Raw genomic sequence first — 23,419 nt, forward strand, 5'->3', positions numbered from 1 at the left:
TGATGGCGGCGGCTCCATCGCGCGGATCCTGCGGCAACGAGTCGGAGCGCGAACGACCCATCAGTGTGACGGCGGACACGCAACGAGGATGTCGACCGGCGGGTCGCCCGCTCCGTACTGCTGTCGAACGCCGCCCGGCAGCCGGGCGGCGCGACGCCGAGGAGGAACCGTGAAGTACCTGCTGATCATCCAGATGAACCCGGCCACCTGGGAGTCGCTGTCCGAGGAGGAGCGCACGGCGATCGCCGAGGGCCAGAGCGGGTTCATGGACACGATCACCGCGACGGGCGAGCTGGTCGGCACCCACGCACTCGCGGACCCCTCCCAGAGCGCGGTGGTGCAGGGCCGTCCCGGGGCGTTCACGGTGACCGACGGGCCGTTCGCCGAGGCCAAGGAGTACATGGGCGGCTTCTACGTGGTCGACTGCGAGAACGTGGAGCGCGCCCACGAGCTCGCGGCCATGATCCCGGGAACCGACCGGCTGCCGATCGAGGTCCGTCCGGTGATCTTCACTGCCGGCTACGGGCTCGAGGAGCAGGCCGGCGGGTGAGCCACGAGCCGGACGTCGAGGACCTGCTGCGCCGCAGCGCGCCGCAGGTCCTCGGCGCGCTGGTCCGCCGCCACAGCCGCTTCGACCTGTGCGAGGACGCGCTCCAGGAGGCCCTGCTCGCCGCGGCGACCGGATGGCCGCAGCACGGGATCCCGGACGAGCCGGTCGCCTGGCTGGTGACCGTGGCGGGCCGGCGGCTGACCGACCAGTGGCGCAGCGAGCACGCGCGACGCCGGCGCGAGGAGGCGCTGGCCGTCCAGGAGCCGCCGGACCGGCGCCACGCTCCCGGCGCCGACGTCGACCTGCTGGCGGGCTCCCCCGATCCGGTGGACGACACGCTCGACCTGCTGCTGTTGTGCGCCCACCCGGCGTTGTCCGGGCCGAGCCGGATCGCGCTGACCCTCCGCGCGGTCGGCGGCCTGAGCACCGTGGAGATCGCGCGGGCGTTCCTGGTGCCCGAGCCCACGATGGCCCAGCGCATCAGCCGGGCCAAGGCGACGATCAGCGCAGCGGGGGGATCGTTCCCGCTGCCCGACCACGACCGCGACGAGCGCCTCGCCGCCGCCCTGCACGTCCTCTACGTGATCTTCAACGAGGGGTACACGGCCAGCGCGGGCCGGCAGCTGACCCGGGTCGATCTCACCGCGGAAGCACTGCGCCTGGTCCGCAGGCTGCACGAGCTCCACCCGAGCGACGGTGAGATCGCCGGGCTGCTCGCGCTCATGCTGGTCACCGACTCCCGGCGGGACGCCCGGATCAGCGACGACGGGTGTCTCGTGCCACTGGCCGAGCAGGACCGGCGGCGCTGGGACCACCACGCCATCGCCGAGGCGGCGCGGCTGCTCGCGCACGCCCTGGCCACCGCACCGCTCGGGCCCTACCAGCTCCAGGCCGCGATCGCCGCCGTGCACGCCGAGGCCGCGACCGACGCCGACACCGACTGGCACCAGATCGTCGTCCTCTACGCCATGCTCGAGCGGCGGTCGGACAACCCGGTCGTCACCCTCAACCGGGCGGTGGCAGTCGGCATGGCTCAGGGCCCCGCCGCGGGCCTGCAGGTCCTCGACTCCGTGGCCGACGACCCGCGCCTGCGCCGCAACCACCGGCCCGACGCCGTCCGGGCCCACCTGCTCGAACGGCTCGGGGACCACGCAGGCGCCCGCGAGCACTACCGGCGGGCCGCGCGCGCCGCCCTCAACCAACCCGAGAAGCGCTACCTCGAGGAGCGGGCCGCCCGCACCGGCGCGGCGGGACCCTGAGTGCCCTGTTCTGCACGTGCGGGCTCAGCCTCCGGCGAAAACGGCGAGGGACACGAGGACCACGAACGCGTACCAGAGCAGGGACAGGAGCGCACGGTTGCCGGTCCCCCCACTGCGTCGCAGGCGGTAGCCCCACACCGCGATGGCCACCGGGACCGCGAGCGTCGAGAGCAGGACGACGGCGAGGGTGATCGCCTCCCCCATACAGGCAGCGGCCTCGGGCCGCGGCCCGGCGTCGTAGCACATCGGCGAGAGCCCGAGGAAGAGCAGACCCAGGTAGACGGAGGGCACCGACAGCAGTGCCGAGACCACCACCGCGGGCAGCACCAGGGAAATACCCTTCACGTCCACGATCCCGACGCTAGTGAGCGTGGATCGGGCGTACCTCCGCGCAACTACGCAGGGGCGCCGTGGACGGGGTCAGCCGGATCCGTAGCGCGCCGCCGTCGCCGCCGCACGCTCGGCCAGCGCGGCGCGCAGCGGCTCCGGGCCGAGGGCCTCCGCGTCCGGGCCCAGTGCCCAGATCATCGCCAAGGCGTGGTCGAGACCGCCGAACTCGAGTTCCACGCGCACCCACCCGTCCCCGTCCCGGCGTTCGGCGCCCATCCCTCGCGCGCGCTCCACGAGCGTCGCCCGCGCCGTCTCCCGCACGCGCACGACGGCCGTCACCTCCCGGATTCCGGCCATGAACCGGGCACGACGCTCCTCCCACAGCCGTTCCAGGTCGATGCCGGTCGGCCGGTCCGCCGGCTCGACCATCGCCTCGGCGTCCTGCAGCCGGGAGAGCCGGTAGGTGCGCTCGACGCCGTCACGGGTGGCCAGCAGGTACCACTGACCGCGCGCGTTCACGAGCCCGATCGGGTCGACCGTGCGCCACCGCGGCTCCTCACCACTGGCGGCATACCGGATGCGCAGCTTGCGGCCCCCGAACACGGCGCACCGCACCGCGTCGAGCGGCGCCTCGTCGTCGGCGGGGGCCTCGCGCCGAGTGATCATCCCGTCGGGACGGACGAGGATGCGTCCGGCCACGCGGGTGGCGTCGTCGCGCTGCTGCTGCGGGAGCGCCGCCACGACCTTGCGCATCGCCGAGGCGAGCGCGGGGGCCATACCGGGATCGGGCGAGGCGGCGCGGGATCCGGCGACGAGCAGCGCGACCGCCTCCTTCGAGGTGAGCCCGGTGAGGTCGGTGCTGTAGCCGGGCACGAGCGCGAAGCCACCGAACCGCCCCCGCTCGGCGTAGATCGGTACGCCTGCGGTCGAGAGCGCCTCCACGTCGCGCAGCACCGTGCGCGTGGAGACCTCCAGCTCGCGGGCGAGCGCCGCGGCGGACATCCGGCCGTGGTGCTGCAGCAGCAGCAACAGCGAGAGCAGGCGGTCGGCGCGCATGGTTCGAGAGTGCCAGGGATATACGACACAAGGCGTCGTGTATCCGCTCCAGACTCGACCGCATGACGACCACGGAGACCACCGACCCCCGCCCGCTCTACGACAGCGCCCTCTCCTGGACGCTCGGCGTGATGCGGTCCATCCGCTCCGAGCAGCTCTCCCACCCGACCCCGTGCTCGGAGCTCGACGTGCGCGGCCTGCTCGCCCACCTCGTCGCCACCGTCCACCGGACCGCCGCAGCCGGGCGGGGCGAGGATGCGGGCACCGTGCCGTGGAGCGTCCCGCCGGTGCCGGGCGACGACTGGTCCCGCGCCTACGCCGACGCGATCGACTCGATGTGGACCGTGTGGCGCGCCGCCGATGCCCCGCTCGACGGCACCGTCCGGGCGCCGTTCGGCACCGTGCCCGGTCGCGCTGCGCTGATGGCCTACACCTCCGAGACGCTGGTGCACGGCTGGGACCTGGCCGTCGCCACGGGGCAGGACGTCGAGGCCGACGACCCCGCGGTGGCCGCCGCCGCGCTCGCCGCGATGCAGCACGCCCTGCCGGCCGAGCCCCGCGGTGGCCCGGTGCCGTTCGCGGCCCCGGTGCCGCCCCGCGCGGACGCCGGACCGACGGAGCGCCTGGCCAACTGGTGCGGCCACGCCCGACCGTGATCTCGAGTATCGGTTGCACATGGTCGTGCGCACGACCATGTGCAACCGATACCGCAGATCTTGACTCCTCAGATGTGCGAGTTCATCCTTGGAAAGCGCATACCGAGGAGTTCGACAGCACATGCCAGACGGCAAGGAGCAGTACCGCGTGGCGATCGTGGGCGCGGGCGGCATCGCCGGGCACCGGCACATGCCCGCGATCCGGGCCCAGGACGACCGGATCGAGGTGGTGGCCGCCGTCGACGTCGACAGCGACCGCGCCGCCGCGTTCGCCGCCGAGTGGGGCATCCCGGACAGCTACACCGACCTCGACACGATGCTCGCCGCCGCCCGTCCGGACCTGGCGATCATCTGCACGCCGCCGGCGGCGCACCGGGCAGGGGTGGAGGCGTGCCTGGCGGCCGGGGCGTGGGTGTGGTGCGAGAAGCCACCGGTGCTCTCGCTGTCCGAGTACGACGCGCTGGCCGCGCTGGAGCGCGAGGGCGGCCCGTACGTCGGGTACGTCTTCCAGCACCGCTTCGGCTCCGCGGCCCGCACCCTGCGCGCGCAGATCGCCGACGGCACGCTCGGCCGTCCGCTCGTCGGCGTCTGCCACACGCTCTGGTACCGCGACCACGCCTACTTCGAGGTGCCGTGGCGCGGCAAGTGGGAGACCGAGGGCGGCGGCCCGACGATGGGCCACGGCATCCACCAGATGGACCTCATGCTGTCGCTGCTGGGCGACTGGCGGGAGATCCGCGCGCTGATGGGCACCCTCGACCGCAGCGTCGAGACCGAGGACGTCTCGCTCGCCGCCGTGCAGTTCGAGTCGGGTGCGCTCGTGTCGGTGGTCAACAGCGTGCTGTCCCCGCGGGAGGAGAGCTACCTGCGCTTCGACTTCACCGACGCCACCGTCGAGGTCTCGCACCTCTACGGCTACGGCAACTCGAACTGGAAGTGGACGCCGCGCAAGGGCGTGGCCGAGGACGTCGCCTCCGGCTGGCTACCGGCCGACGACGTCGACTCCTCGCACACCGCGCAGCTCACCGACTACCTCGGATCGCTCGACCGCGGCGAGCGTCCGGCGGCCAGCGGCGCCGACGGCAGGCGCAGCATGGAACTGATCACGGCCCTGTACCAGTCGGCGATCACCGGGCAGCCCGTCCGGCGCCACGAGCTGACGCCCGGGAACCCCTTCTACGGCCACCTCGACGGCGGTGGCCGGTACCAGCCCGACGGCACGGAGATGGCGCGGTGACCCACATGCCGGCGAACCACATGACAGCGACCCCCCTGGCAGTGATCCACGACCACGGCACCGGCATCGGCATCGCCGTCGGCGATGTCGAGATCGCGAGCTACGTCTACGGGGCGGACATCCCCGCCTTCGAGGCGCCGAAGCCCTACCTGCACCCGATGCGGACCCTGTCCGGCGCGCTCGTCTCCGCCTACCGCCCGCACGACCACCGCTGGCACAAGGGCCTGCAGATGACGTGGTCGCACGTTTCGGGGCAGAACTTCTGGGGCGGCAACACCTACACCCACGGGCAGGGCTACATCCCGAAGGACAACGTCGGGTCGATGCGGCACGACTCGTTCGAGGTCATCGAGCTCACCGGTGCCGAGCTGGCGATCTCCGAGTCGCTGACCTGGGTCGCCTCCACCGGCGAGGAGTGGGTGTCGGAGCGCCGGACGCTGCGCTTCCACGGCGTCGACACCGGGCGCGGCACGTGGATGCTCGACTTCGCCACCGAGCTGACCAACATCCGCGGCGAGGCCCTCGAGCTGGGCAGCCCCACCACCCACGGCCGCGAGAACGCCGGGTACACCGGCTTCTTCTGGCGCGGGCCCCGCGGGTTCACCAGCGGGGAGATCATCACCGCCGACGGTGGCGGCGGTCCGGAGACCATGGGCACCACCGCGTCGCCGTGGCTCGCCTACACCGGCAAGAACGACGAGGTCGACGGCGGCGCCACGATGCTGGTGTTCGCCGGCACCACCAGCCGTGGCGAGCTCACCTGGTTCGTGCGCAACGACCCGTTCCCGGCGATCAACCCCTCGCCCGCGTTCGACGAGGAGATCACGCTCGCCGACGGCGACTCGCTCGCGCTGTCGCACCGGGTCGTCGTCGCCGACCGGATCTGGGACCGGGACGAGATCGAGGGCTTCGCCGCGGAGCACACGCCGTGACCGACCCCCTGCCGGACCTCCCCGGCGCCGTGGGCATCACGGCGCTGCGGTTCTATGACTGGGAGGCGGCCGACGGGCTGTGCGGCGGCGGCGCGTTAGAGGCGTTCCACGCCGCGGCCGCCGCCCTCGTCCGGCCCCAGTTGCCACGCTGGCGGCAACGCTGGGAGCAGGGGGCCGCAGCGGTGAGCGCGCGCACCGGGCAGCAGATCGACGCCCTCGCCGCGGGCGATCACCGCCACCTGCGGGAGGCGACGGTCGCCCGCATCCCGCAACCGGAGCCGTCCGGGCCAGGTATGTGCGGCCACCTGTCCCCGTACGACCCGGTTCGATCCCCGCCGAGTGGGTGATGGCGTCAGGAATGCGTTTTCCCACAACCGGGCAGACGGTAAGGTCGCGGCACCACCCGCCGGACGGGTTGGCGACGCCCGAGCGGTAGGAGGCCGGGCGCACCGGGAACTCGCGGGGCGAGCGGACAGGGCGATGTGATGACGGAACGGGTGCCGAGCGCGTCGGTCACGCTGCTCGACGTCGCGCGGGCTGCGGGCGTGTCGCTGGCCACCGCGTCGCGGGCCCTGAACGGCAGCACCCGGCGGGTGCGCCCGGACCTGCAGGAGCGGGTGCTCGCCGCCGCGGAGGCGCTGCAGTACTCGGCCAACGCGCAGGCCCAGGCCATGGCCAGGGGGCGCACCGACATCGTCGGGCTCGTGCTCAGCGATGTGGCGGATCCCTACTTCTCCTCCATCGCGGCCGGCGCCATCCGCGCGGCCGAGGAGCACCGGCTCGTCGTCACCATGGCGTGCACGTTCGGCCGCGAGGAGCGCGAGCTCGACTACGTCGCCGCGCTGCGCGGGCAGCGGGCCCGCGCCGTGATCGTCGTGGGCAGCCGGGTGCAGGACCGCGGGCTGATCGACCGGCTCGGCGCGGAGGTCCGCTCGTTCGAGCAGTCCGGCGGGCGGGTCGCGTTCGTCAGCCAGCGGCGAATTCCGGCCGACACCGTGGTCGTGGAGAACCGGGCCGGAGCGCGGGCGCTGGCGGAGGCGCTGTGCGAGCTCGGGCACCGGCGGTTCGCGGTGCTCGCCGGCCGGGCCGACCTGCTCACCGCCCGGGACCGCAGCGCGGGCTTCCGGGAGGGCGCGGCGCGTGCAGGCGTGCGGATCGAGGCCGACGACGTCGTGCACGGCGGGTTCACCCGCGACGGCGGCTACGCGGCCATGCAGGAGTTCCTCGACCGCGGGATCCACGCCACCTGCGTCTTCGCCGTCAACGACGTGATGGCCGTGGGTGCCATGGCGGCGCTGCGCGACCGCGGGGTGGCCCTGCCGTCCGAGATGGCGGTGGCCGGCTTCGACGACATCGAGACGCTGCGCGACGTCACCCCCGCGCTCACCACGGTGCGGCTGCCGCTCGAGGAGCTGGGCGCGCACGCGCTGGAGATGGTGCTGCAGCCCCAGGCAGAACAGCCGCGGGTCCGCCGGGTGCGCGGAGAGGTCGTGCTCCGCGAGAGCACGCCACCGCTCCCCTGATCCACTCCACACACCGTCTGCACACTCCACACAAGGCGGGCCTCGTGTGGAGTGGAGGGTGGGTGTGTGGAGTGGCGCCGGCCGGTCACGGCTCGTCGGTCTCCGGGGCAAGCAGCCAGATCGCTCCGTAGATCACCACTCCGGTGCCGAAGCCGAGCACCGTCAGGGTCACCAGGCCGATCCGCACCACGGCGGCGTCCACGCCGAAGCTCTCGGCGAGCCCGCCGCAGACCCCGCCGATCATGCGGTCGGTGCGGCTGCGGCGCAGCCGGAACTTCGGCCGGGTCGCCGGCTCGGGGGCGAGGGCCGGGAAGGAGGGCGCGCTCGTCGCCTCGTCCGGGGGAACGGGCGGGCCGAACACGGGTCCCGTCGGGTCGACCGGGTCCTTGGTGAGGCGGGTGGTGGCCGAGTCGGTCGTCGTTTCCATGCCACCGACTCTGCCGCCCCGGCGGGCCCGCCACCTCCGGGTCCACCCCGGCCCCGCCCCGGATCCGGCCCCTGAGTGACCCCGGATCCGCGAGCCGGCCGCTCGGTCACGCCCCTTGCTGGTGCGGCGCCACGTAGCTGCCAGCCTCGGGGGACGTGAACGGCTCCACCACCTGGCGCAGGCCGCCTTCCTGGGCCGGGTCGGCCTGCGCGATGTAGACCGAGCGGCTCGGCGGGGAGCCGGCCTGCGAGAAGTCGAGCTCGCTCGCGACGAGGTCGTCGGTGGTGATGTTCTCGCTGGTCACGAACGCGTCGTGCACTCCGGCGCGGGTGAGGTCGCCGCTCTCGCACGCCTGCGTGAGGATCTGCTCCCAGATCAGGCCGCCCGCGTAGCCGTAGGGCACGCCGGCGTTCGCCGACGCGTCCGGGAAGGCCGCCTCGAAGGCCTGCTGCACCTCCTGGGCCTTCGGCACGTCCGCGGAGTAGGGGACGTTGCTCGCCGAGACGTAGAGGTTGCCGACCGACGCCGCAGCGGGCCCGGCGAGGTTGGTGGCCGGGTCGAACACCGGGTTGTTGCCCAGCACGGGCACGTCCAGCCCGAGCGCGTTCGCGGCGTTGAGCGCGGAGGCGGTCTGCGCGGGCGCCGTGGTCAGCAGGATGGCCTTCACGCCCGCACCCTGGAACCCGGTCACGATGTTCGTCATGTCGGTGTCCGTGGCCGCGATCTTGGCGGGCTGCAGCGTCATCCCGTGCTGTTGCGCGTAGTACTGCGCGCCGAGGAACCCGTTGTCGCCGTACTCGCCGCCGATGTAGATGTGGCCGAGCGTGTCGCCGTCCGCGATCAGTCCCTGCTGCTGCAGGTAGGCGAGGCCGTTGATCATCTCGAGGTCGTAGGTGGTGCCCGGGATGATCTGGTACGGGTTGTCGAGGATGAACGACGACCACGACAGGGCGAGCGAGGTGACCTCGTCGGTCTCCAGGTTGCCGCGCAGTGCCGCGTTGATCGGCGAGCCGAGCAGCTGCAGGTACCCCAGGACGTTCGGCTGCTGCTGCCGGTAGACGGTCGTGGCGGTGTCGGCCTTGTAGCCGCTGTCGGCGATCTCCAGCGCGATCTGCCGGTCGCACACCCCGCCGCGCGCGTTGAGCTCGTCGGCCCAGAGCTGGTTGCCCTGGGTGATGCCGGTGCCGAGGTTGCGGAACGGGCCCGACGTGTCGGTGAGCACCCCGAGGGTGATCGTGTCGGCCGTGACGCCCACGTCGGTCGCGACCGCTCCGCCGCCCTCGCCACCGGCTCCCGGCTCGGGCGCCTGCGTGGTGCAGCCCGCCAGCACCATGGCGGCGGCGACCGCCGCCGGGACGCCCGCGCGGCGCCATGCTCGCCGAAGGGTCATGATCGTTCCTCTCCCGGGGGTTGCGACCGGGGCGCCGTTGCCCCGGTCCTGGTCACGAGCCCGGCCAGCCGGCGGCCGATCGCGGCCAGCCCGCCGGGTTCGAACAGCACGACGAGGATCACGGCGACGCCGTAGACGTACAGGCTGATCACCGTGGGGCTCAGCCCGGCCAGCGTGTCGCCGAGCCCGAGCTCGTCGGCGAACAGCGTGAGGACCTGCGGTGTGCCGAAGACGATCACAGCGCCGACGACGGCACCGGGGATCGAGCCGAGGCCGCCGATGATCGCCATCGCGAGGAACGCGATCGAGGTGTTGAGCCCGTAGGTGCCGAACTCGCTCTCGTCCGGCTTGAGCAGGCCCAGCCAGAGCGTGACCATCACCCCGGCCAGCCCGGCGTAAGCGGCGCTCACCGCGAATGCCCCCGCCTTCGCCCGCAGGACGTCGACGCCCATCACCGCCGCAGCGGCCTCGTTGTCCCGCACCGCCCGCCAGGAACGACCGACCCGGCTCCGGACGGCGCCGGTCGCCAGCACGAACGCGATCACGGTGAGTGCGAGGAACAGGTACCAGAGCCGCTCGGACTGCCGGAACGGCACGCCGAGCACGGCGAGGTAGCCCTCGTTGCTGAAGGGGAAGCCGAACAGCGAGAACGGCTCGGGGTTGCGCCCGCTGGCCGCGCCGCCGGTCAGGGCGGGCAGCGCCTGGCCGAGGTAGAAGCCGAGGAACACCAGCGCCAGCGACGCCACGCCCAGGTAGATGCCCTTGAGCCGGCCCGCCACCGGCGCGAACGCCAGGCCGGCCAGCGCGGAGATCGCGACGGCCCCGACGAGCGCGACCAGCGGCGGCAGCCCCAGCCCGACGATGCGCTCGCTGCCGGCCTGCTCGGTCTCGCCTGCCAGCACCGCGTAGGACGTGCCGCCGACGAGCAGGAAGAACGCGTGGGCCAGGGAGAGCTGGCCCGCCTGGCCGATCACGAGCGTCAGCCCGATGGCGCCGACGGCGCCGACCATCACGTACTGCCCCGCGGACAGCAGGCCCGGCCCGACCACGAGGGGCAGCGCGAGCAGCACGAGCAGCAGGGCGGCCCACGCCGCGGCGCGCAGGAGGCGGCCGCGGCGGCGCGTGGGCGGCGGCGCGGCAGGCGGGCGGGGAGGAGCCGGGGCGGTCGTCTCAGACACGACTGAGCTCCCTCGTCCCGAACAGCCCGGCCGGGCGGACGACCAGCACCACGAGCATCACCAGGAAGACCGCGACCTTGGCGAACGGGATCGACACGTACACCTCGGTGAGCGCCTGGGTGAGGCCCACGACCACGCCGCCGACGACCGCGCCCGCCGTCGAGTCGAGCCCGCCGATGACCGCGGCGGGGAACGCGGCGAACGCGATGGCGTGGGTGCTGCGCGACAGCCCGGTGCCGGAGAAGTCCTGCGTGACGATGAACATGACCGCCACCCCCGCGAGCGCGCCCGCGACGAGCCACGCGGTCGCCGTCACCCGGGAGCTGCGGATCCCCATGAGCGCCGCGGCCTCACGGTTCTCCGCCTGGGCCCGCATCGCGATACCCCAGTCGGTGTAGCGGAAGGCCACGAAGAACGCGGTGATCAGCACGAGGCCGACGAGCAGCGCCACCAACTGGGTACTGAACAGCGTGACCCCGCCGAGCTGGATCGGCCGCGCGTCCCAGGGCGCGCCCAGGTAGGGCACGGTCGTGCCGAGCCTGCGGAAGACGTCCTCGACGACCACGACGTCGACGCCGATCGTGAGCAGCGCGAGGCTGTTGGGGTCGGCGAACCTGCTGCGGGAGAGCAGCAGCCGCTCGATCACCAGGCCGGCCAGGCCCGCGCCGCCGATCCCGAGTGCCGCCGCGAGCGGGAAGCCCAGCATGTCGACGGTGGCCGCGATGACGTAGCCGCCGATCAACGCCAGGGACCCGTGCGCGAAGTTGATCACCTCGGTGGCCTTGAAGATGACCACGAAGCCGAGGGCGAGCAGGGCGTACACGGCCCCCTTGCCCAGGCCGTTCACCATGAGCTGGACGAAGGTGTTCATCCGGGCTCCTCGTCGTCGCCGGTGCCCAGGTAGGCCTTGACGACCTCGGGGTCGCGCTGCACGGCCGCCGGCTCCCCGTCGGCGATGAGCCGGCCGAAGTCGAGCACGCTCACCCGGTCGGCGATGCCCATGACGAGCCCCATGTCGTGCTCGACCAGCAGCACCGAGATGCCGAGCGCGTCGCGCAACGCGCGGATGGTGCTCGCCATCACCGCCGTCTCCACCGCGTTCAGCCCGGCGGCCGGCTCGTCGAGCAGCAGCACGCGGGGCTCGACGGCCAGCGCGCGGGCCACGTCCACCAGCTTCGCCACGCCGTAGGGCAGCGCGGCCACGGGGGTGTGCAGCCGGTCGGCGATGCCGAGGAACTCGCAGATCTCGGCCGCGCGGCGCGCGTGCACCCGCTCCTGCCGGAGCACCCACGGCAACCGCAATCCAGCGGACAGGAAGCCGCCGCGGGTGAGCGCGTGCCGACCGAGCAGCACGTTGTCCAGCACCGTCGAGTGCTCCGACAGCGCCAGATTCTGGAACGACCGGCCGACGCCGAGGCGGGCCAGCCGGTGCGGTGCCAGCCCGGTCAGGGCGGTCTCGCCGAGCACGACCCGGCCGGACGTGGGCCGGTAGACCCCGCAGATCACGTTGAAGCAGCTCGACTTGCCCGCGCCGTTCGGGCCGATGAGCGCGTGGACGGTGCCGGGCCGCACGGCGAACGACACGTCGTCGAGGGCGCGGATGCCCGCGAAGCGCAGGCCCAGCCCCTCGACGCGCAGCTCGGGAACGTCGGTGCGGTCGGTCGCGGGCCCGGTCTCGCCTCGAGCGGTGTCGGTGCTCATGCCCGCCACCTCGCGAGCGTGCGGCCCGACAGCGCCCGTTCCGCCGCCCGCGCCTCGGCGTCCGCCTGCTCGGCCGACTCGGCGTGCCCGCCGAGGTAGAGCCGCTGCACCTCGTCGCTGGCCGCCAGCTCGGCGGCCGGCCCGGCGAGCGCGACGCGGCCCACCTCCAGCGCCACCGCCCGGTCGGCCACCTGCAGGGCCATCGTCGCGTTCTGCTCCACCAGCACCACCGCGGTGCCCCGGGCGTGGATCTCCCGGATGATCGCCGCGATGCGCCCGACCATCTGCGGCGCCAGGCCGAGCGACGGCTCGTCGAGCAGGAGCATCCGGGGCCCGGCCATCAGTGCCCGCCCGATCGCCAGCATCTGCTGCTCGCCGCCGGACAGCAGGCCCGCGCGCTGGCCCGACCGCTGCGCGAGCACCGGGAACAACTCGCGCACCCGCTCGCGCGCCGCCGCTCGCTCCGCGGCCGAACGGGCACCGAGGCCACCGGCGCGCAGGTTCTCCTCCACGGTCATCCGCGCGAACACCTGGCGGCCCTCCGGCACCGCGACCACTCCGCGACGGACCACGGCCGCCGGGTCCAGGCGGTCCACCCGTTCCCCGTCGACGAGGACCTCGCCGTCGGTGACGGCGCCGCCGTGCATCCGCACCGTGCCCGAGACGGCGCGCAGCAGGGTGGACTTGCCCGCCCCGTTCCCGCCGAGCACCGCGAGCACGCCGTCGCCGACCTCGACGTCCACCGACTCGAGGGCACGCACCGAGCGCCCGTAGCGCACCGAGAGACCACGAACGCTCAGCACGGCCACCACCCGGGCCCTGCCCGGCCTGCACCTCGTCGTACCGCCACCCTCGAGCCCCTTCGCCCCGGCCACCGCGCTGCGGCCGCGCACATCGTGTGGCCCGTCACACCGCCCGGCCACCCCCACGTGGAGAGGGACCGCCGGAATGTTGACAGTCCGTTACTCGCGCGACGCCCGGCTGTAGCGCGTTGCGCACGGCGACACACGCAGCGTTGCCACGGCCGCCCGAGAGTTCAGGAAAGCCACTTTCATGAACGTGCAGGGCAGGAACGTGGCTTTCCTGAACCTCCGAGCCGGGCGGGAGCCGCGGCAGATCAGAGGAGCCCGGCCTCGCTCGCCTTGCCGATGGCTTCCACGCGGTTGCGGGCTCCGAGCTTGTGCAGGGCCGACTGCAGGTACGTCTTCACCGTGTTGCGCGCGAGCCCCGTGGTCTCGGCGATCTCCGGGTTGGTCCGCCCCTGCGCTGCCAGCCGCAGCACCTCGTACTCCCTGCGCGTCAGGCCGCTGCGGGCGAGGGCGGCCCGGCCGGCCGGCTCGTCCGGCACCATCCGGGGGTCGCACACGCGCTCGCCGCGCAGCACCCGGCGCAGCGCGGCCACGAGGTCGGTGACTGCGGCGTCCTTGAGCAGGGCGCCGTGCGCGCCCGCGTCCAGTGCGGCCCGCACCCCGTGGTGGTCGCCGTGCGCGGTGAAGACCACCACCCGGGCGGACGGCACCACCGCCCGCAGCCCGGCCACCACCTCGGGCGCGAGCATGTCGGGCAGTCGCAGGTCGAGCAGCACCAGGTCGGGCCGCAGCGCGGCGGCCCGTTCGAGCGCCGCCCGCCCGCTCTCCGCGGACCCGACGACGGCCAGCGCGGGCTCACCCCGCAGCAGCAGCGCCACGCCGTCGCGGACGACCGGGTGGTCGTCCACCACCATGACGCGCGCCGGCGTCATCGCGGCGGCCCCGGCACCAGCACCCGCAGGGTCGTGCCGCCGTCCTCGTCGTGCACCAGGCTCGCCCGGCCGCCGAGCCGGGCCGCCTTCTCCACCAGCATGCGGACGCCGAGGCCCGTTCCGTCGGAACCGGTGTCGTCGTCGCCGTCACCCCTATGGAGCACGCCGTCGTCGGCCACGGCGACCTGCACCCCGCCGTCCACCTCACCGAGGCTGACCACGACGGTGGCCGCCCCGGCGTGCTTCTCGACGTTGAGCAGGCCCTCCCGCACCGCGCTGATCAGCAGCGTGGTGCGTTCGGCGTCCAGCGGGTGGACGTCGCCGAGCTGCACGAACCGGGCGGGCACGCCGGTGCGCGCCTCGAAACTGCGGCAGTGCTCGGCGATCTCGATCGGCAGCGCCCGCTCGGGACTCGACTCCGCCAGCGCGAGCAGCGCCTCGCGCAGGGCCAGGGACGCCGCCGAGATGTCGGTCTCCAGCCGGCCGAGCCGGGTGCGCAGGACGGGGTTGTCCGGCAGCGCCGTTCGCAGGTCCCGGACCTGCGCCCCGATCGAGAACAGCATCGCGCCCACGGAGTCGTGCAGCGACGCCTGCATCCGCTGCCGCTCGGCCGCCACCGCCGCGGCCCGGCCCACCGCGGCCCGGTCGGCGAGGCGCAGGGCGCGGGCCGCGTCGACCGCCACCCGTTGCACCGCCCGCACCGCGTCGTCCCCGAACGCACCCGGACCGCGCAGGGCGGCGTAGGCCACGGCCACGGTCCTCGCGCTTCCCGGCCGATCGTCCAGGATCGGCACCGCGAGCATCGCCGACATGTGCTCGCGGCTCACCAGCCCGTCGAACTGGTGGGTGATGCTGGGTGCGGTGACGTAGTCGCTGACCCGGACCGGTCGGCCCAGCGCCAGCACCCGGCCCCCGACGCCCTGTCCCGCCGGCACCGCGAGGTCCTGCAGCGAGTCGGTCCGGTTGCCGGCCAGCCACCTGATGACCGCCTGGGACGTCCCTTCGACCTCCGCGACGAACCCCGCATCGGCCCCGGCGGCGTCGCGGATCAACCGCGCGGTGCCGTGCAGTGCCAGCACCCGGTCGAGCACGGACAGCAGCCCGTCGCGCTCGGCCAGCAGCGCATTGAGCAGGTGCTCCTGCCCGAGGACCCGCTCCGGCGCGGCGCGCTCGCTCGACCCCATCCGCGGACGATGGCACAGGTCAGGAGCCTGCGACAGCCCCGGATGCAGAGGGTGCCCGGTGGAGGCTCAGCGCCGGCGCTGCCTGCCCCTGCCCGCGGCCCGCGGCGTTCCTGCGCCTCGGGCGGCACCGGAGCAGGGGCGTCGGGCGCCGGCGGCACCTGGCGATCCCGCTCGCGGATCATCCGGCCGACGAGCAGGCCGACCGCCGCGGCGACGGCCAGCCAGGCCGTCGCCACGACGAGAATCCAGCCGAGAGTGCCGATACCCGCTCCCTGTGGTTGCCGCGCCCAGTCTCCTACCGGCGGGTGCGGGTCGCACAGCGGGACCACGGATGGCTGGCGTCAGCCGACGTCCGGCACGGTGGGTCCGAGCAGGTCGTCGGCGTCGACGATCTTGTAGGCGTAGCCCTGCTCGGCCAGGAACCGCTGGCGGTGCGCGGCGTAGTCGGTGTCGAGCGTGTCGCGGGAGACCACCGAGTAGAAGTGGGCCTGCCGGCCGTCCGCCTTCGGCCGCAGCAACCTCCCCAGCCGCTGGGCCTCCTCCTGGCGCGAGCCGAAGGTGCCCGACACCTGGATCGCGACGCTGGCCTCGGGCAGGTCGATCGAGAAGTTGGCCACCTTGCTGACCACCAGCACGGGCAGCTCGCCGCGGCGGAACCGGTCGTACAGCGCCTCCCGCTCCCGGTTCTTGGTGGATCCCTGGATCACCGGGGCGTCGAGGACCTCGCCCAGCTCGTCCAGCTGCTCGAGGTAGGCGCCGATGACGAGCGCCGGCTCGCCCGCGTGGCGGCCGAGGATGCCCTTCACGACCGCGAGCTTCGTGTGGGCCGTGGCCGCCACCCGGTAGCGCTCCTCGGCCTCGGCCACCGCGTAGCCCATGCGCTCGCTGTCGGTGAGGGTGACGCGCACCTCCGTGCACTCCGCCGGCGCGATCCAGCCCTGCTGCTCGATGTCGCGCCACGGGGCGTCGTAGCGCTTCGGCCCGATGAGCGAGAACACGTCGCCCTCGCGACCGTCCTCGCGCACGAGGGTGGCGGTGAGCCCGAGCCGGCGCCGGGACTGCAGGTCGGCCGTCATCCGGAAGACCGGCGCGGGCAGCAGGTGCACCTCGTCGTAGATGACCAGGCCCCAGTCGCGCGAGTCGAACAGCTCCAAGTGCTTGTACTCGCCCTTGGACTTGCGCGTGATCACCTGGTAGGTGGCGATCGTGACCGGGCGGATCTCCTTGCGCTCGCCCGAGTACTCGCCGATCTCGTCCTCGGTGAGGCTGGTGCGCGCGATCAGCTCGCGCTTCCACTGCCGGCCCGCGACCGTGTTGGTGACCAGGATCAGCGTCGTGGCCTGCGCCTGCGCCATCGCCGCCGCCCCGACGAGCGTCTTGCCGGCGCCACAGGGCAGCACGACGACCCCCGAACCGCCCGCCCAGAAGCCCTCGACGGCCTCGCGCTGGTAGCTGCGCAGCGACCAGCCGTCCTCGGCGAGCGCGATCGCGTGCGCCTCCCCGTCGACGTAGCCCGCGAGGTCCTCGGCCGGCCAGCCGATCTTCAGCAGCGCCTGCTTGATGTGCCCGCGCTCGGACGGGTGCACGATCACCGTGTCGTCGTCCACGCGCGCGCCCAGCAGCGGCGCGATCTTCTTCTGCCGGAGCACCTCCTCGAGCACCGCCCGGTCCAGCGCGACCATGACGAGCCCGTGCACCGGCGAGTGCGTGAGCTGCAGGCGCCCGTAGCGCCCCATCGTGTCGACGACGTCGACGAGCAGCGGCTGCGGCACGGCGTAGCGCGAGTAGCGCACCAGCGCGTCGACCACCTGCTCGGCGTCGTGGCCCGCGGCACGCGCGTTCCACAGGGCGAGCGGGGTGACGCGGTAGGTGTGGACGTGCTCGGGCGCCCGCTCGAGCTCGGCGAACGGGGCGATCGCGATGCGCGCCGCCGGGGCGTCGGGGTGATCGACCTCGAGCAGCAGCGTCTTGTCGGACTGGACGATGAGCGGCCCGTCGGTCATGAGCAGTGGTACTCCTCGAACGCAGCAGCGGCTCCCGGACGGTACGCTACTCAGAGTGTCGAATAGGTCCGTTCGGGGGAACGGGTCGGGGGAGCCGACCTCGCCGGATGGGAACGCTCTGAACTCGGGCTATACTTTCCCAGCTTTGCCCGAGAGCGCACGTGTGCCGTCAGGATCCTACCGGATCCGGAGGCCGTTACCCTTCCCCAGAGGGCGCGTGTCGGAGCGGAGCGCGCACGATGCGGGCCGGAACACCCGACCGGTCCGACCCCGACCGAAGGCGCGACGGACCCACTCGATGCTCTTGCACCCCGGGCTGCCCGCCCGAACGCGGCCATCCACCGCCCATGGGCCGCAGCTCGTCCCGCCCACCCTCGCGCGCGGGGGTCGGCGCGTGCCAGAGTTCGACAGATCGTCGCCGGCAATCCTCAGGGGGACGTTGACGTGACCAGCATCGAGACCGGGCACTCCTGGTCCGAGCGGCTGAACCCGCGCAACTGGACGCTGACCTGGAAGCTGGTGGTGGTCGGGCTCGTGCCCGCCCTGCTGGCGCTGGTCCTCGGCGTCCTGCGCGTCTCCGACCAGGCGGGCGCCGCGTCCGACCTCGGCCGCAGCACCCGTCTGCTCGAGGTCCAGGAACGGGTGGCGGCCACGGCCGACGCGCTGCGCCAGGAACGCAACGAGGCGATGCTGTTCATCGCGACCGGACGCACAGGCGATCGCGGCGTGCTCGAGGTCGGCTTCGGCGAGGCCGATGCCGAGGTCGAGGGGATGCTGGGCGGCGTCCGCGAGACGGGTGAGCTCGACGCCACCACCGCTTCCGCGCTGCGCCAGACCGAGGGAGAGGTCTCGCAGCTGCAGGTGCTGCGCGATGACGTCACGGACAACCCGGCCGACGCCCGCGGGGTCCGCCTCCGCTACGACGAGGTCGTCTCGAGCGTCGACGTGCTGGACCGGGCCCTGCTGCGCCAGCTGCGCACGCCGAACGTCGCGGGCATCGCCGACGCGCTCACTGCCGTCACCGACGCCCGCGAGCAGCTCGCCGTGCAGCACACCGTGCTCGGTGCCGCGATCCGCTCGGGCAGCCTCATCCCCGAGGACGCCAACGAGATCGCCACCGACAGCGAGCTGGCCGGCGCCGTCGCGGAGTACCGCGCCGCGCTGACACCCGAACAGCTCGCGCGCTTCGGCAGCTTCCTCGACGACGCCGCCAACGCGCAGCGCGAGCGGCTCGAGGCGGCGATCCTCGCCACCCCGCCGGGCCAGCCGATCGCGCTCGCGCCCGCCGAGTGGGACACCGCCTACAACGGCTCCCGCGCAGCCGCGGACCGCACGGCCGACCTGCTGCGCAACGAGCTCGTGGCGTTGAGCGTCGCGGCCGAGGAGCAGGCCAGCAACCTGGCCGGCGTCAACTCGGTGGTCCTGATGCTCGGCCTGCTGATCGGCATCGCGGTCGCGGTGCTGATCGCCCGGGCGCTGATCCGGTCGCTGCGGGTGCTGCGCACCTCCGCGCTCGACGTCGCCGAGCGGCGCCTGCCGCTCGCCGTCGAGAGCATGCGCGCCGGGCACACCCCCGACGTCGCCGTCGACCCCGTCCCGCTCGCCGGGCGCGACGAGGTCGCCCAGGTGGCCCGCGCGTTCGACGCGGTCCACGGCCAGGCGGTCCGCCTCGCGGCCGACCAGGCCGCCCTGCAGGCGGGCGTCAGCGCCATGTTCGTCAACCTGTCGCGCCGCAGCCAGGCGCTCGTCGAGCGCCAGCTGCAGCTGATCGAGCAGCTGGAGAGCAACGAGCAGGACGCCGACCAGCTGTCCAACCTGTTCCAGCTCGACCACCTCGCCACCCGCATGCGGCGCAACAGCGAGAACCTCCTGGTCCTCGCGGGCACCGACCTGGCCAAGCGCAACATCGCGCCGGTGCCGATGGTCGACGTGCTCCGGGCCGCGGTCTCGGAGGTCGAGTCGTACCAGCGGATCGTCGTGCAGACGCCGCCCACGGCCACCGTCGCCGGCCGTGCCGCGTCCGACGTCGTGCACCTTCTGGCCGAGCTGCTCGACAACGCCACCAACTTCTCCCCGCCCGACTCGCAGGTGGTCATGAGCACCGCCCGCACCACCGACGGCGCGGTCGTCGTGGAGATCGCCGACCGCGGCGTCGGCATGGCCGAGCACGAGCTGGGCGACGCCAACATGCGGCTCGGCGGGCCGGCCTCGGTCGACGTGTCGGCGTCGCGCCGCATGGGCCTGTTCGTGGTCGGTCGCCTCGCGGCTCGCCACGGCATCGGGGTGCGCCTGTCCACCTCCGCCACGGGCGTCCAGGGATCGGGCCTCACCGCGTCGGTCACCGTGCCCGCGCACCTGATCCCGACCATCGAGCCGGTCGAGGTCAGCCGCACCGCGAGCCTCCCGATCGCCGCGGGGACGCAGGGCGGGCGTCCCGGCGTGCCGCCGCAGCGCGGGGTCAACGGCGCCGCACGCACGGGCGGGCTGTCCTCGCTGGTCGCCGGCACGGACGGGCCCGCCAACCCCACCGGGGTGTTCGACGCGCCCGCCGGCGGCGACGGGCAGCTGTTCAGCTCGCCGCCCGGCTCCAACGGCAACACCCCCTCGCTGCCGAGCAGGCGCCCCGGTTCCACGCTTCGGCCGGGCGGGCCGGGCGAGCCGCCCGAGGGTGGCGCGCACCGCGAGCCGGACGGCAACCCCGAGCCCGCCGACCACTCGGCCGAGGAGCAGGCCCGCGAGGTCGCCGCGCAGGCCCGGCGCGACCAGGAGGCCGCCGCGCGTGCCGCGGCCTCCCGCGCCGAGGAGTCCTCGGGCCGCAACGGCAGCCGGCCGGAATCCACGCGCCTCAACGGGCACGCCGGTCCCGGCCTCGAGAAGCAGCGTGACGCCGGCTCCGCACCGTCCGACGCCCGGCCCACCGACGAGCGCGAGCCCCAGGCCCGCATCGACCGGCAGCCCGCCGACCAGAACGGCGCGGTGCGTGAGCCGCTCGAGCAGCGGGGCACCGCGCCCGAGGGCGAGGCGCCGAAGAACGAGCCGACGCGGGCCGGCCTGCCCCGGCGCACACCGGGTCTCGAGCGGCCCCGGTCGGAGCCGCCCACCCAGGCACCGCAGAACCTGTTCCAGTCCGGCCCGGCGAAGCCGTCGGCGCAGGCGCCCGCGGAGGCCGAGGCCGAGGCCATCCAGGCTCGGCCCGAGCCGCTCCGCCCGCGGCCGGCCCCGGCCCGCCGTGACGAGCACGCACGGGACGAGCAGGCGCAGGGCGAGCAGAGCCGCCAGGAACGCTCCGTTGCCAACGCCGAGCCCTTCGCCGCGGAGCCGGCGACGGTCGAGCCGACGCCCGCCGACGACGCGCAGGAGAGCAGCCCGGACCAGGGCGGGGAGGCCTCCGCCCAGGCGGAAGCCGAGCGTGCCGCCGCGGAGCAGTCGGTGGAGGACGCCACGGCGGTGTCCCCGCCGACGATGCCGATGCCCACGCTGCGACGGCCCGCGGCCGGCGCACCCGGGTCGGGCCAGCCCGGCCCGCGGCCCGCCCCCCGTCCGACGCCTCGGCCGTTCCCGCAGCGCAGCGGCCCGGCCCCACACCCCCTGGCCCCGCGGCCGGAGGCCCCGCGGCCGGAGGCCCCGCGGCCGGAGGCCCCGCGGCCCGAGGCCCCGCGGCCCGAGGCCCCGCGGCCCGAGGCAGCACGGCCCGAGGCAGCACGGCCCGAGGCAGCACGGCCCGAGGCAGCACGGCCCGAGGCAGCACGGCCCGAGACACCACGGCCCGAGGCCCAGCGGTCCGCACCATCCCGGCCCGCGCCGACCCAGGGGGGCTCGGACGCGGAAGGGCTGTTCGCGCCCAGCGTCCCGGTCATCGCCGAGCCCGATTCCCGGATGCCGGAAGGCCGGCCGGACGGCTCGAGCTTCGACCTCGGGGAGACCACGCCGATCTTCGAGGAGATCGCCTCGGCCTGGTTCCGCTCGAACCGGCCGATCCCGGTCAACTGGCAGACGGAGAAGGACGAGCAGCCGGCGGCACCGCCTGCTGCAGCGCCTGTTGCACCCCCGGCGGCGCCGCCGCCCGCACCGCCGCGCCCGGCGCCCGCACCGCGGCCCACACCGGCACCGGCACCGGCACCTACACCGGCACCCACCCCTGCGCCGGCGCCTGCCCCGCCGACGAGCGAAGTGCCTGTCACGGCGGCGGAGCCGGTCCAGGACGTCGAGGCGCAGGAGTTCGCGAGCACGGCCGACGAGGGGTGGCGCGCCGCGGACGGCGCCGTGTCCGAGCAGCCCGACGAGGTCACCGCCGCGGGTCTGCCGAAGCGGCGCCCCCGTGCGCGGCTGGTCCCCGGCAGCGCCGGGTCCGCCGTTCTGGCCCCGCCTGCGACGCCGTCGCGCAGTGCCGAGAACATCAGGGGTCGCCTTGCGAGCTACCAGCAGGGCGTCCGCCAGGGCCGCGAGAGCAGGATGCGCGGTCACCAGCAGCAAGGATCATCGGTTCCCGGAGCCAATGGTGGCTCGGGACCCGCCAACGCGGGTGGTAATCACGACGAGGAGTCCTCATGACGGCACCGCAGGTCCAGCCGAGCCGGTTCGGATGGCTTGTCACGAACTTCGCCGAGCGCGTGCCCGGTGTGGCACACGCCATCGTGGTGTCGGCGGACGGCCTGCTGCTCACCGCGTCGGACCGGTTGCCGCGTGACCGCGCCGACCAGCTCGCCGCGGTCGCGTCGGGCCTGATCAGCCTCACCCAGGGCGCGGCACGCTGCTTCGACGCGGGGGGTGTGGTGCAGACCGTGGTCGAGATGGACCGCGGCATCGTGCTCCTGATGTCGATCAGCGATGGTTCCTGCCTTGCGGTGCTGGCGTCACCGAGCTGTGACATCGGCCTGATCGGATACGAGATGACGCTGCTGGTCGACCGGGTTGGTCAGCTGCTCACGCCCGAGCTGCGCGCCGAGCTGCAGGGCACCTTCGGCCGCTGAGCGGCCGGGTTCGACAGCGTTTCCGACAGGCAAGCCACCGACCGGCAGAGAGCAGGTGAGGTGCGATGAGCTCCGGTCCCGACGACGAGCGCCGGCAACCCTCGGAGCCGACCTTCGCCGACGTCATGAACGGCTTCAGCTTCGACGCGAGCCGTTCGTCGCGCCGCCGGAGGTGGGGTCGCAAACGCGGCTCCGACGTCGACGCGGTCGACGAGACCGCCGAGGCGCCTGCACCTACGCCTGCTCCCGCGGCACCACCGGTGGCTCCGGGCCCGCGCACCGCTCCCATCGACATACGCACCCCGGGCGCGGAGCAGGGCGGCCAGGAGGTCGGTGCCGCCGCGGTCCGGCCCTATGCCTGGACCCGCGGACGCACGAAGTCGGGCATGGACCTGGCGATCGAGACGTTGGTCTCGACGAGCCAGCGTGGCCGCGACCAGATGGGCCTGTTGCAGGTCGAGCACCGGGCAGTAGCGGAGCTCTGTGAGCAGACGCGATCGGTCGCCGAGGTTGCGGCCCTCCTGTCGATCCCGCTCGGCGTCGCCCGGGTGTTGTTGGGCGACATGGCGGGGCTCAACCTGGTGACCGTGCACCAGACCGCGACGAGCGCCGGCGACACGCCGGACCTCGCACTGATGGAAAGGGTGTTGAGTGGACTCCGTCGGCTCTAGTTACCCCGGCCGGCCCCCGGCGATCGCCACTGCGGCGACGATCTCGGCCAAGATCGTCGTGGCGGGTGGCTTCGGCGTCGGCAAGACCACGTTCGTCGGCTCCGTGTCCGAGATCATGCCGCTCACCACCGAGGCCGTCATGACCGAGGCCAGCGCGGGCGTCGACGACCTCGCAGCAACCCCGAACAAGTCCACCACCACCGTGGCGATGGACTTCGGCCGCGTCTCGCTCGACGCCGAGCTGATCCTCTACCTCTTCGGTACGCCGGGTCAGCACCGGTTCTGGTTCATGTGGGACGACCTCGTCAAGGGTGCGATCGGCGCCGTGGTGCTCGTCGACACCCGTCGACTGGCCGATTCGTTCGCCGCGATCGACTTCTTCGAGGACCGCGGGCTGCCCTACGTCGTGGGCCTGAACTGCTTCGACGGGCTGCTGCAGCACCGCATCGAGGACGTCCGCGAGGCGATGTCGATCGACCCCGCCATCCCGATCGTCAGCTGCGACGCCCGCAACCGCCAGTCCACGAAGCAGACGCTCATCACGCTGGTGGAGCACGCGATGCACCACCGGATGACCGCCGGCGCCCGCTGACCCGCCGCGGCTCGCGGGT

General features: G+C 73.8%; 22 protein-coding genes. 11 read left to right on the forward strand and 11 right to left on the reverse strand.

Translation table 11 applies throughout. The features are described from left to right. Positions 1–169 precede the first annotated feature (169 nt). Complete coding sequence (locus CFP66_RS07750) at positions 170–550, forward strand: YciI family protein (RefSeq protein WP_094921784.1); 381 nt, start codon at positions 170–172, stop codon at positions 548–550. Further along, positions 547–1,809: an RNA polymerase sigma factor gene (locus tag CFP66_RS07755; RefSeq protein ID WP_094921786.1), complete on the forward strand. Its 1,263-nt coding sequence runs from the start codon at positions 547–549 to the stop codon at positions 1,807–1,809. The genes CFP66_RS07750 and CFP66_RS07755 overlap by 4 nt, the downstream gene beginning before the upstream one ends. Before the next feature lie 24 nt (positions 1,810–1,833). Here CFP66_RS07755 and CFP66_RS07760 read toward each other — a convergent pair whose 3' ends face one another. Together CFP66_RS07760 and CFP66_RS07765 are read right to left on the reverse strand one after the other, a co-directional pair. Further along, positions 1,834–2,160 carry a hypothetical protein gene (locus tag CFP66_RS07760; protein WP_143517165.1) on the reverse strand — a complete coding sequence of 109 codons (327 nt, stop codon included), beginning with the start codon at positions 2,158–2,160 and terminating at the stop codon, positions 1,834–1,836. A 69-nt stretch (positions 2,161–2,229) separates the two neighbouring features. Then, a complete protein-coding gene (locus tag CFP66_RS07765) occupies positions 2,230–3,195 on the reverse strand; it encodes a YafY family protein (protein ID WP_094921789.1) in 966 nt (321 codons plus the stop codon). Positions 3,196–3,257: 62 nt separating this feature from the next. Here CFP66_RS07765 and CFP66_RS07770 point away from each other — a divergent pair, with 62 nt between their 5' ends. From CFP66_RS07770 to CFP66_RS07790, 5 genes are all read left to right on the forward strand, one after another. Then, positions 3,258–3,851: a TIGR03086 family metal-binding protein gene (locus CFP66_RS07770; RefSeq protein ID WP_094921790.1), complete on the forward strand. Its 594-nt coding sequence runs from the start codon at positions 3,258–3,260 to the stop codon at positions 3,849–3,851. A 121-nt stretch (positions 3,852–3,972) separates the two neighbouring features. Continuing rightward, positions 3,973–5,088 (forward strand): Gfo/Idh/MocA family protein, encoded by a 1,116-nt coding sequence (locus CFP66_RS07775; protein ID WP_094921792.1) that lies wholly within the window; start codon positions 3,973–3,975, stop codon positions 5,086–5,088. 20 nt (positions 5,089–5,108) lie between these two features. Further along, complete coding sequence (locus tag CFP66_RS07780) at positions 5,109–6,020, forward strand: PmoA family protein (protein WP_094922333.1); 912 nt, start codon at positions 5,109–5,111, stop codon at positions 6,018–6,020. Further along, a complete protein-coding gene (locus tag CFP66_RS07785; protein ID WP_094921793.1) occupies positions 6,017–6,367 on the forward strand; it encodes a hypothetical protein in 351 nt (116 codons plus the stop codon). Before CFP66_RS07780 ends, CFP66_RS07785 begins: the two co-directional genes overlap by 4 nt. Positions 6,368–6,505: 138 nt before the next feature. Next, positions 6,506–7,543, forward strand: a complete 1,038-nt coding sequence (locus tag CFP66_RS07790) for a LacI family DNA-binding transcriptional regulator (protein WP_094921795.1) — start codon at positions 6,506–6,508, stop codon at positions 7,541–7,543. Between the two features lie 85 nt (positions 7,544–7,628). Here the strand turns inward: CFP66_RS07790 and CFP66_RS50235 are convergent, their stop codons facing one another. From CFP66_RS50235 to CFP66_RS07835, 9 genes are all read right to left on the reverse strand, one after another. Beyond that, positions 7,629–7,970, reverse strand: a complete 342-nt coding sequence (locus tag CFP66_RS50235; RefSeq protein ID WP_094921797.1) for a PspC domain-containing protein — start codon at positions 7,968–7,970, stop codon at positions 7,629–7,631. A gap of 106 nt (positions 7,971–8,076) precedes the next feature. Continuing rightward, positions 8,077–9,360: an ABC transporter substrate-binding protein gene (locus CFP66_RS07800; RefSeq protein WP_094921798.1), complete on the reverse strand. Its 1,284-nt coding sequence runs from the start codon at positions 9,358–9,360 to the stop codon at positions 8,077–8,079. Then, complete coding sequence (locus tag CFP66_RS07805) at positions 9,357–10,538, reverse strand: branched-chain amino acid ABC transporter permease (protein WP_094921800.1); 1,182 nt, start codon at positions 10,536–10,538, stop codon at positions 9,357–9,359. The genes CFP66_RS07800 and CFP66_RS07805 overlap by 4 nt, the downstream gene beginning before the upstream one ends. After that, positions 10,531–11,409: a branched-chain amino acid ABC transporter permease gene (locus CFP66_RS07810; protein ID WP_094921802.1), complete on the reverse strand. Its 879-nt coding sequence runs from the start codon at positions 11,407–11,409 to the stop codon at positions 10,531–10,533. Before CFP66_RS07810 ends, CFP66_RS07805 begins: the two co-directional genes overlap by 8 nt. After that, positions 11,406–12,239, reverse strand: a complete 834-nt coding sequence (locus CFP66_RS07815) for an ABC transporter ATP-binding protein (RefSeq protein ID WP_094921803.1) — start codon at positions 12,237–12,239, stop codon at positions 11,406–11,408. Before CFP66_RS07815 ends, CFP66_RS07810 begins: the two co-directional genes overlap by 4 nt. Next, complete coding sequence (locus CFP66_RS07820; RefSeq protein WP_094922334.1) at positions 12,236–13,042, reverse strand: ABC transporter ATP-binding protein; 807 nt, start codon at positions 13,040–13,042, stop codon at positions 12,236–12,238. Before CFP66_RS07820 ends, CFP66_RS07815 begins: the two co-directional genes overlap by 4 nt. Before the next feature lie 314 nt (positions 13,043–13,356). Then, positions 13,357–13,980 carry a response regulator transcription factor gene (locus CFP66_RS07825; protein ID WP_094921804.1) on the reverse strand — a complete coding sequence of 208 codons (624 nt, stop codon included), beginning with the start codon at positions 13,978–13,980 and terminating at the stop codon, positions 13,357–13,359. Continuing rightward, positions 13,977–15,164, reverse strand: coding sequence for a GAF domain-containing protein (locus CFP66_RS07830; RefSeq protein WP_094921805.1), 1,188 nt, complete (start codon positions 15,162–15,164; stop codon positions 13,977–13,979). The genes CFP66_RS07825 and CFP66_RS07830 overlap by 4 nt, the downstream gene beginning before the upstream one ends. A 341-nt stretch (positions 15,165–15,505) precedes the next feature. Next, complete coding sequence (locus CFP66_RS07835; RefSeq protein WP_094921806.1) at positions 15,506–17,167, reverse strand: DNA repair helicase XPB; 1,662 nt, start codon at positions 17,165–17,167, stop codon at positions 15,506–15,508. 444 nt (positions 17,168–17,611) lie between these two features. On the opposite strand from CFP66_RS07835, the gene CFP66_RS07840 reads away from it, so the two are divergent. The 4 genes from CFP66_RS07840 to CFP66_RS07855 all read left to right on the forward strand — a co-directional run bounded on the left by CFP66_RS07840 (position 17,612) and on the right by CFP66_RS07855 (position 23,400). Continuing rightward, positions 17,612–21,718, forward strand: coding sequence for a nitrate- and nitrite sensing domain-containing protein (locus tag CFP66_RS07840; protein ID WP_094921807.1), 4,107 nt, complete (start codon positions 17,612–17,614; stop codon positions 21,716–21,718). Continuing rightward, positions 21,715–22,137 (forward strand): roadblock/LC7 domain-containing protein, encoded by a 423-nt coding sequence (locus CFP66_RS07845; protein WP_094921808.1) that lies wholly within the window; start codon positions 21,715–21,717, stop codon positions 22,135–22,137. Before CFP66_RS07840 ends, CFP66_RS07845 begins: the two co-directional genes overlap by 4 nt. A 65-nt stretch (positions 22,138–22,202) precedes the next feature. After that, entirely contained in the window at positions 22,203–22,808 is a 606-nt protein-coding gene (locus CFP66_RS07850; protein WP_094921809.1) for a DUF742 domain-containing protein, read from the forward strand. Further along, entirely contained in the window at positions 22,789–23,400 is a 612-nt protein-coding gene (locus CFP66_RS07855; protein WP_094921810.1) for an ATP/GTP-binding protein, read from the forward strand. Before CFP66_RS07850 ends, CFP66_RS07855 begins: the two co-directional genes overlap by 20 nt. Positions 23,401–23,419: the final 19 nt, after the last annotated feature.

The sequence above is a fragment of the Pseudonocardia sp. MH-G8 genome (assembly GCF_002262885.1).
Lineage (GTDB): Bacteria > Actinomycetota > Actinomycetes > Mycobacteriales > Pseudonocardiaceae > Pseudonocardia.

Coding starts and splice junctions, on each gene's coding strand:
- CFP66_RS07775 (WP_094921792.1), top strand. CDS start 3,973: ATGCCAGACGGCAAGGAGCAGTACCGCGTGGCGATCGTGGGCGCGGGC.
- CFP66_RS07825 (WP_094921804.1), bottom strand. CDS start 13,980: ATGACGCCGGCGCGCGTCATGGTGGTGGACGACCACCCGGTCGTCCGC.
- CFP66_RS07800 (WP_094921798.1), bottom strand. CDS start 9,360: ATGACCCTTCGGCGAGCATGGCGCCGCGCGGGCGTCCCGGCGGCGGTC.
- CFP66_RS07765 (WP_094921789.1), bottom strand. CDS start 3,195: ATGCGCGCCGACCGCCTGCTCTCGCTGTTGCTGCTGCTGCAGCACCAC.
- CFP66_RS50235 (WP_094921797.1), bottom strand. CDS start 7,970: ATGGAAACGACGACCGACTCGGCCACCACCCGCCTCACCAAGGACCCG.
- CFP66_RS07770 (WP_094921790.1), top strand. CDS start 3,258: ATGACGACCACGGAGACCACCGACCCCCGCCCGCTCTACGACAGCGCC.
- CFP66_RS07780 (WP_094922333.1), top strand. CDS start 5,109: ATGACAGCGACCCCCCTGGCAGTGATCCACGACCACGGCACCGGCATC.
- CFP66_RS07790 (WP_094921795.1), top strand. CDS start 6,506: ATGACGGAACGGGTGCCGAGCGCGTCGGTCACGCTGCTCGACGTCGCG.
- CFP66_RS07815 (WP_094921803.1), bottom strand. CDS start 12,239: ATGAGCACCGACACCGCTCGAGGCGAGACCGGGCCCGCGACCGACCGC.
- CFP66_RS07810 (WP_094921802.1), bottom strand. CDS start 11,409: ATGAACACCTTCGTCCAGCTCATGGTGAACGGCCTGGGCAAGGGGGCC.
- CFP66_RS07835 (WP_094921806.1), bottom strand. CDS start 17,167: ATGACCGACGGGCCGCTCATCGTCCAGTCCGACAAGACGCTGCTGCTC.
- CFP66_RS07850 (WP_094921809.1), top strand. CDS start 22,203: ATGAGCTCCGGTCCCGACGACGAGCGCCGGCAACCCTCGGAGCCGACC.
- CFP66_RS07845 (WP_094921808.1), top strand. CDS start 21,715: ATGACGGCACCGCAGGTCCAGCCGAGCCGGTTCGGATGGCTTGTCACG.
- CFP66_RS07830 (WP_094921805.1), bottom strand. CDS start 15,164: ATGGGGTCGAGCGAGCGCGCCGCGCCGGAGCGGGTCCTCGGGCAGGAG.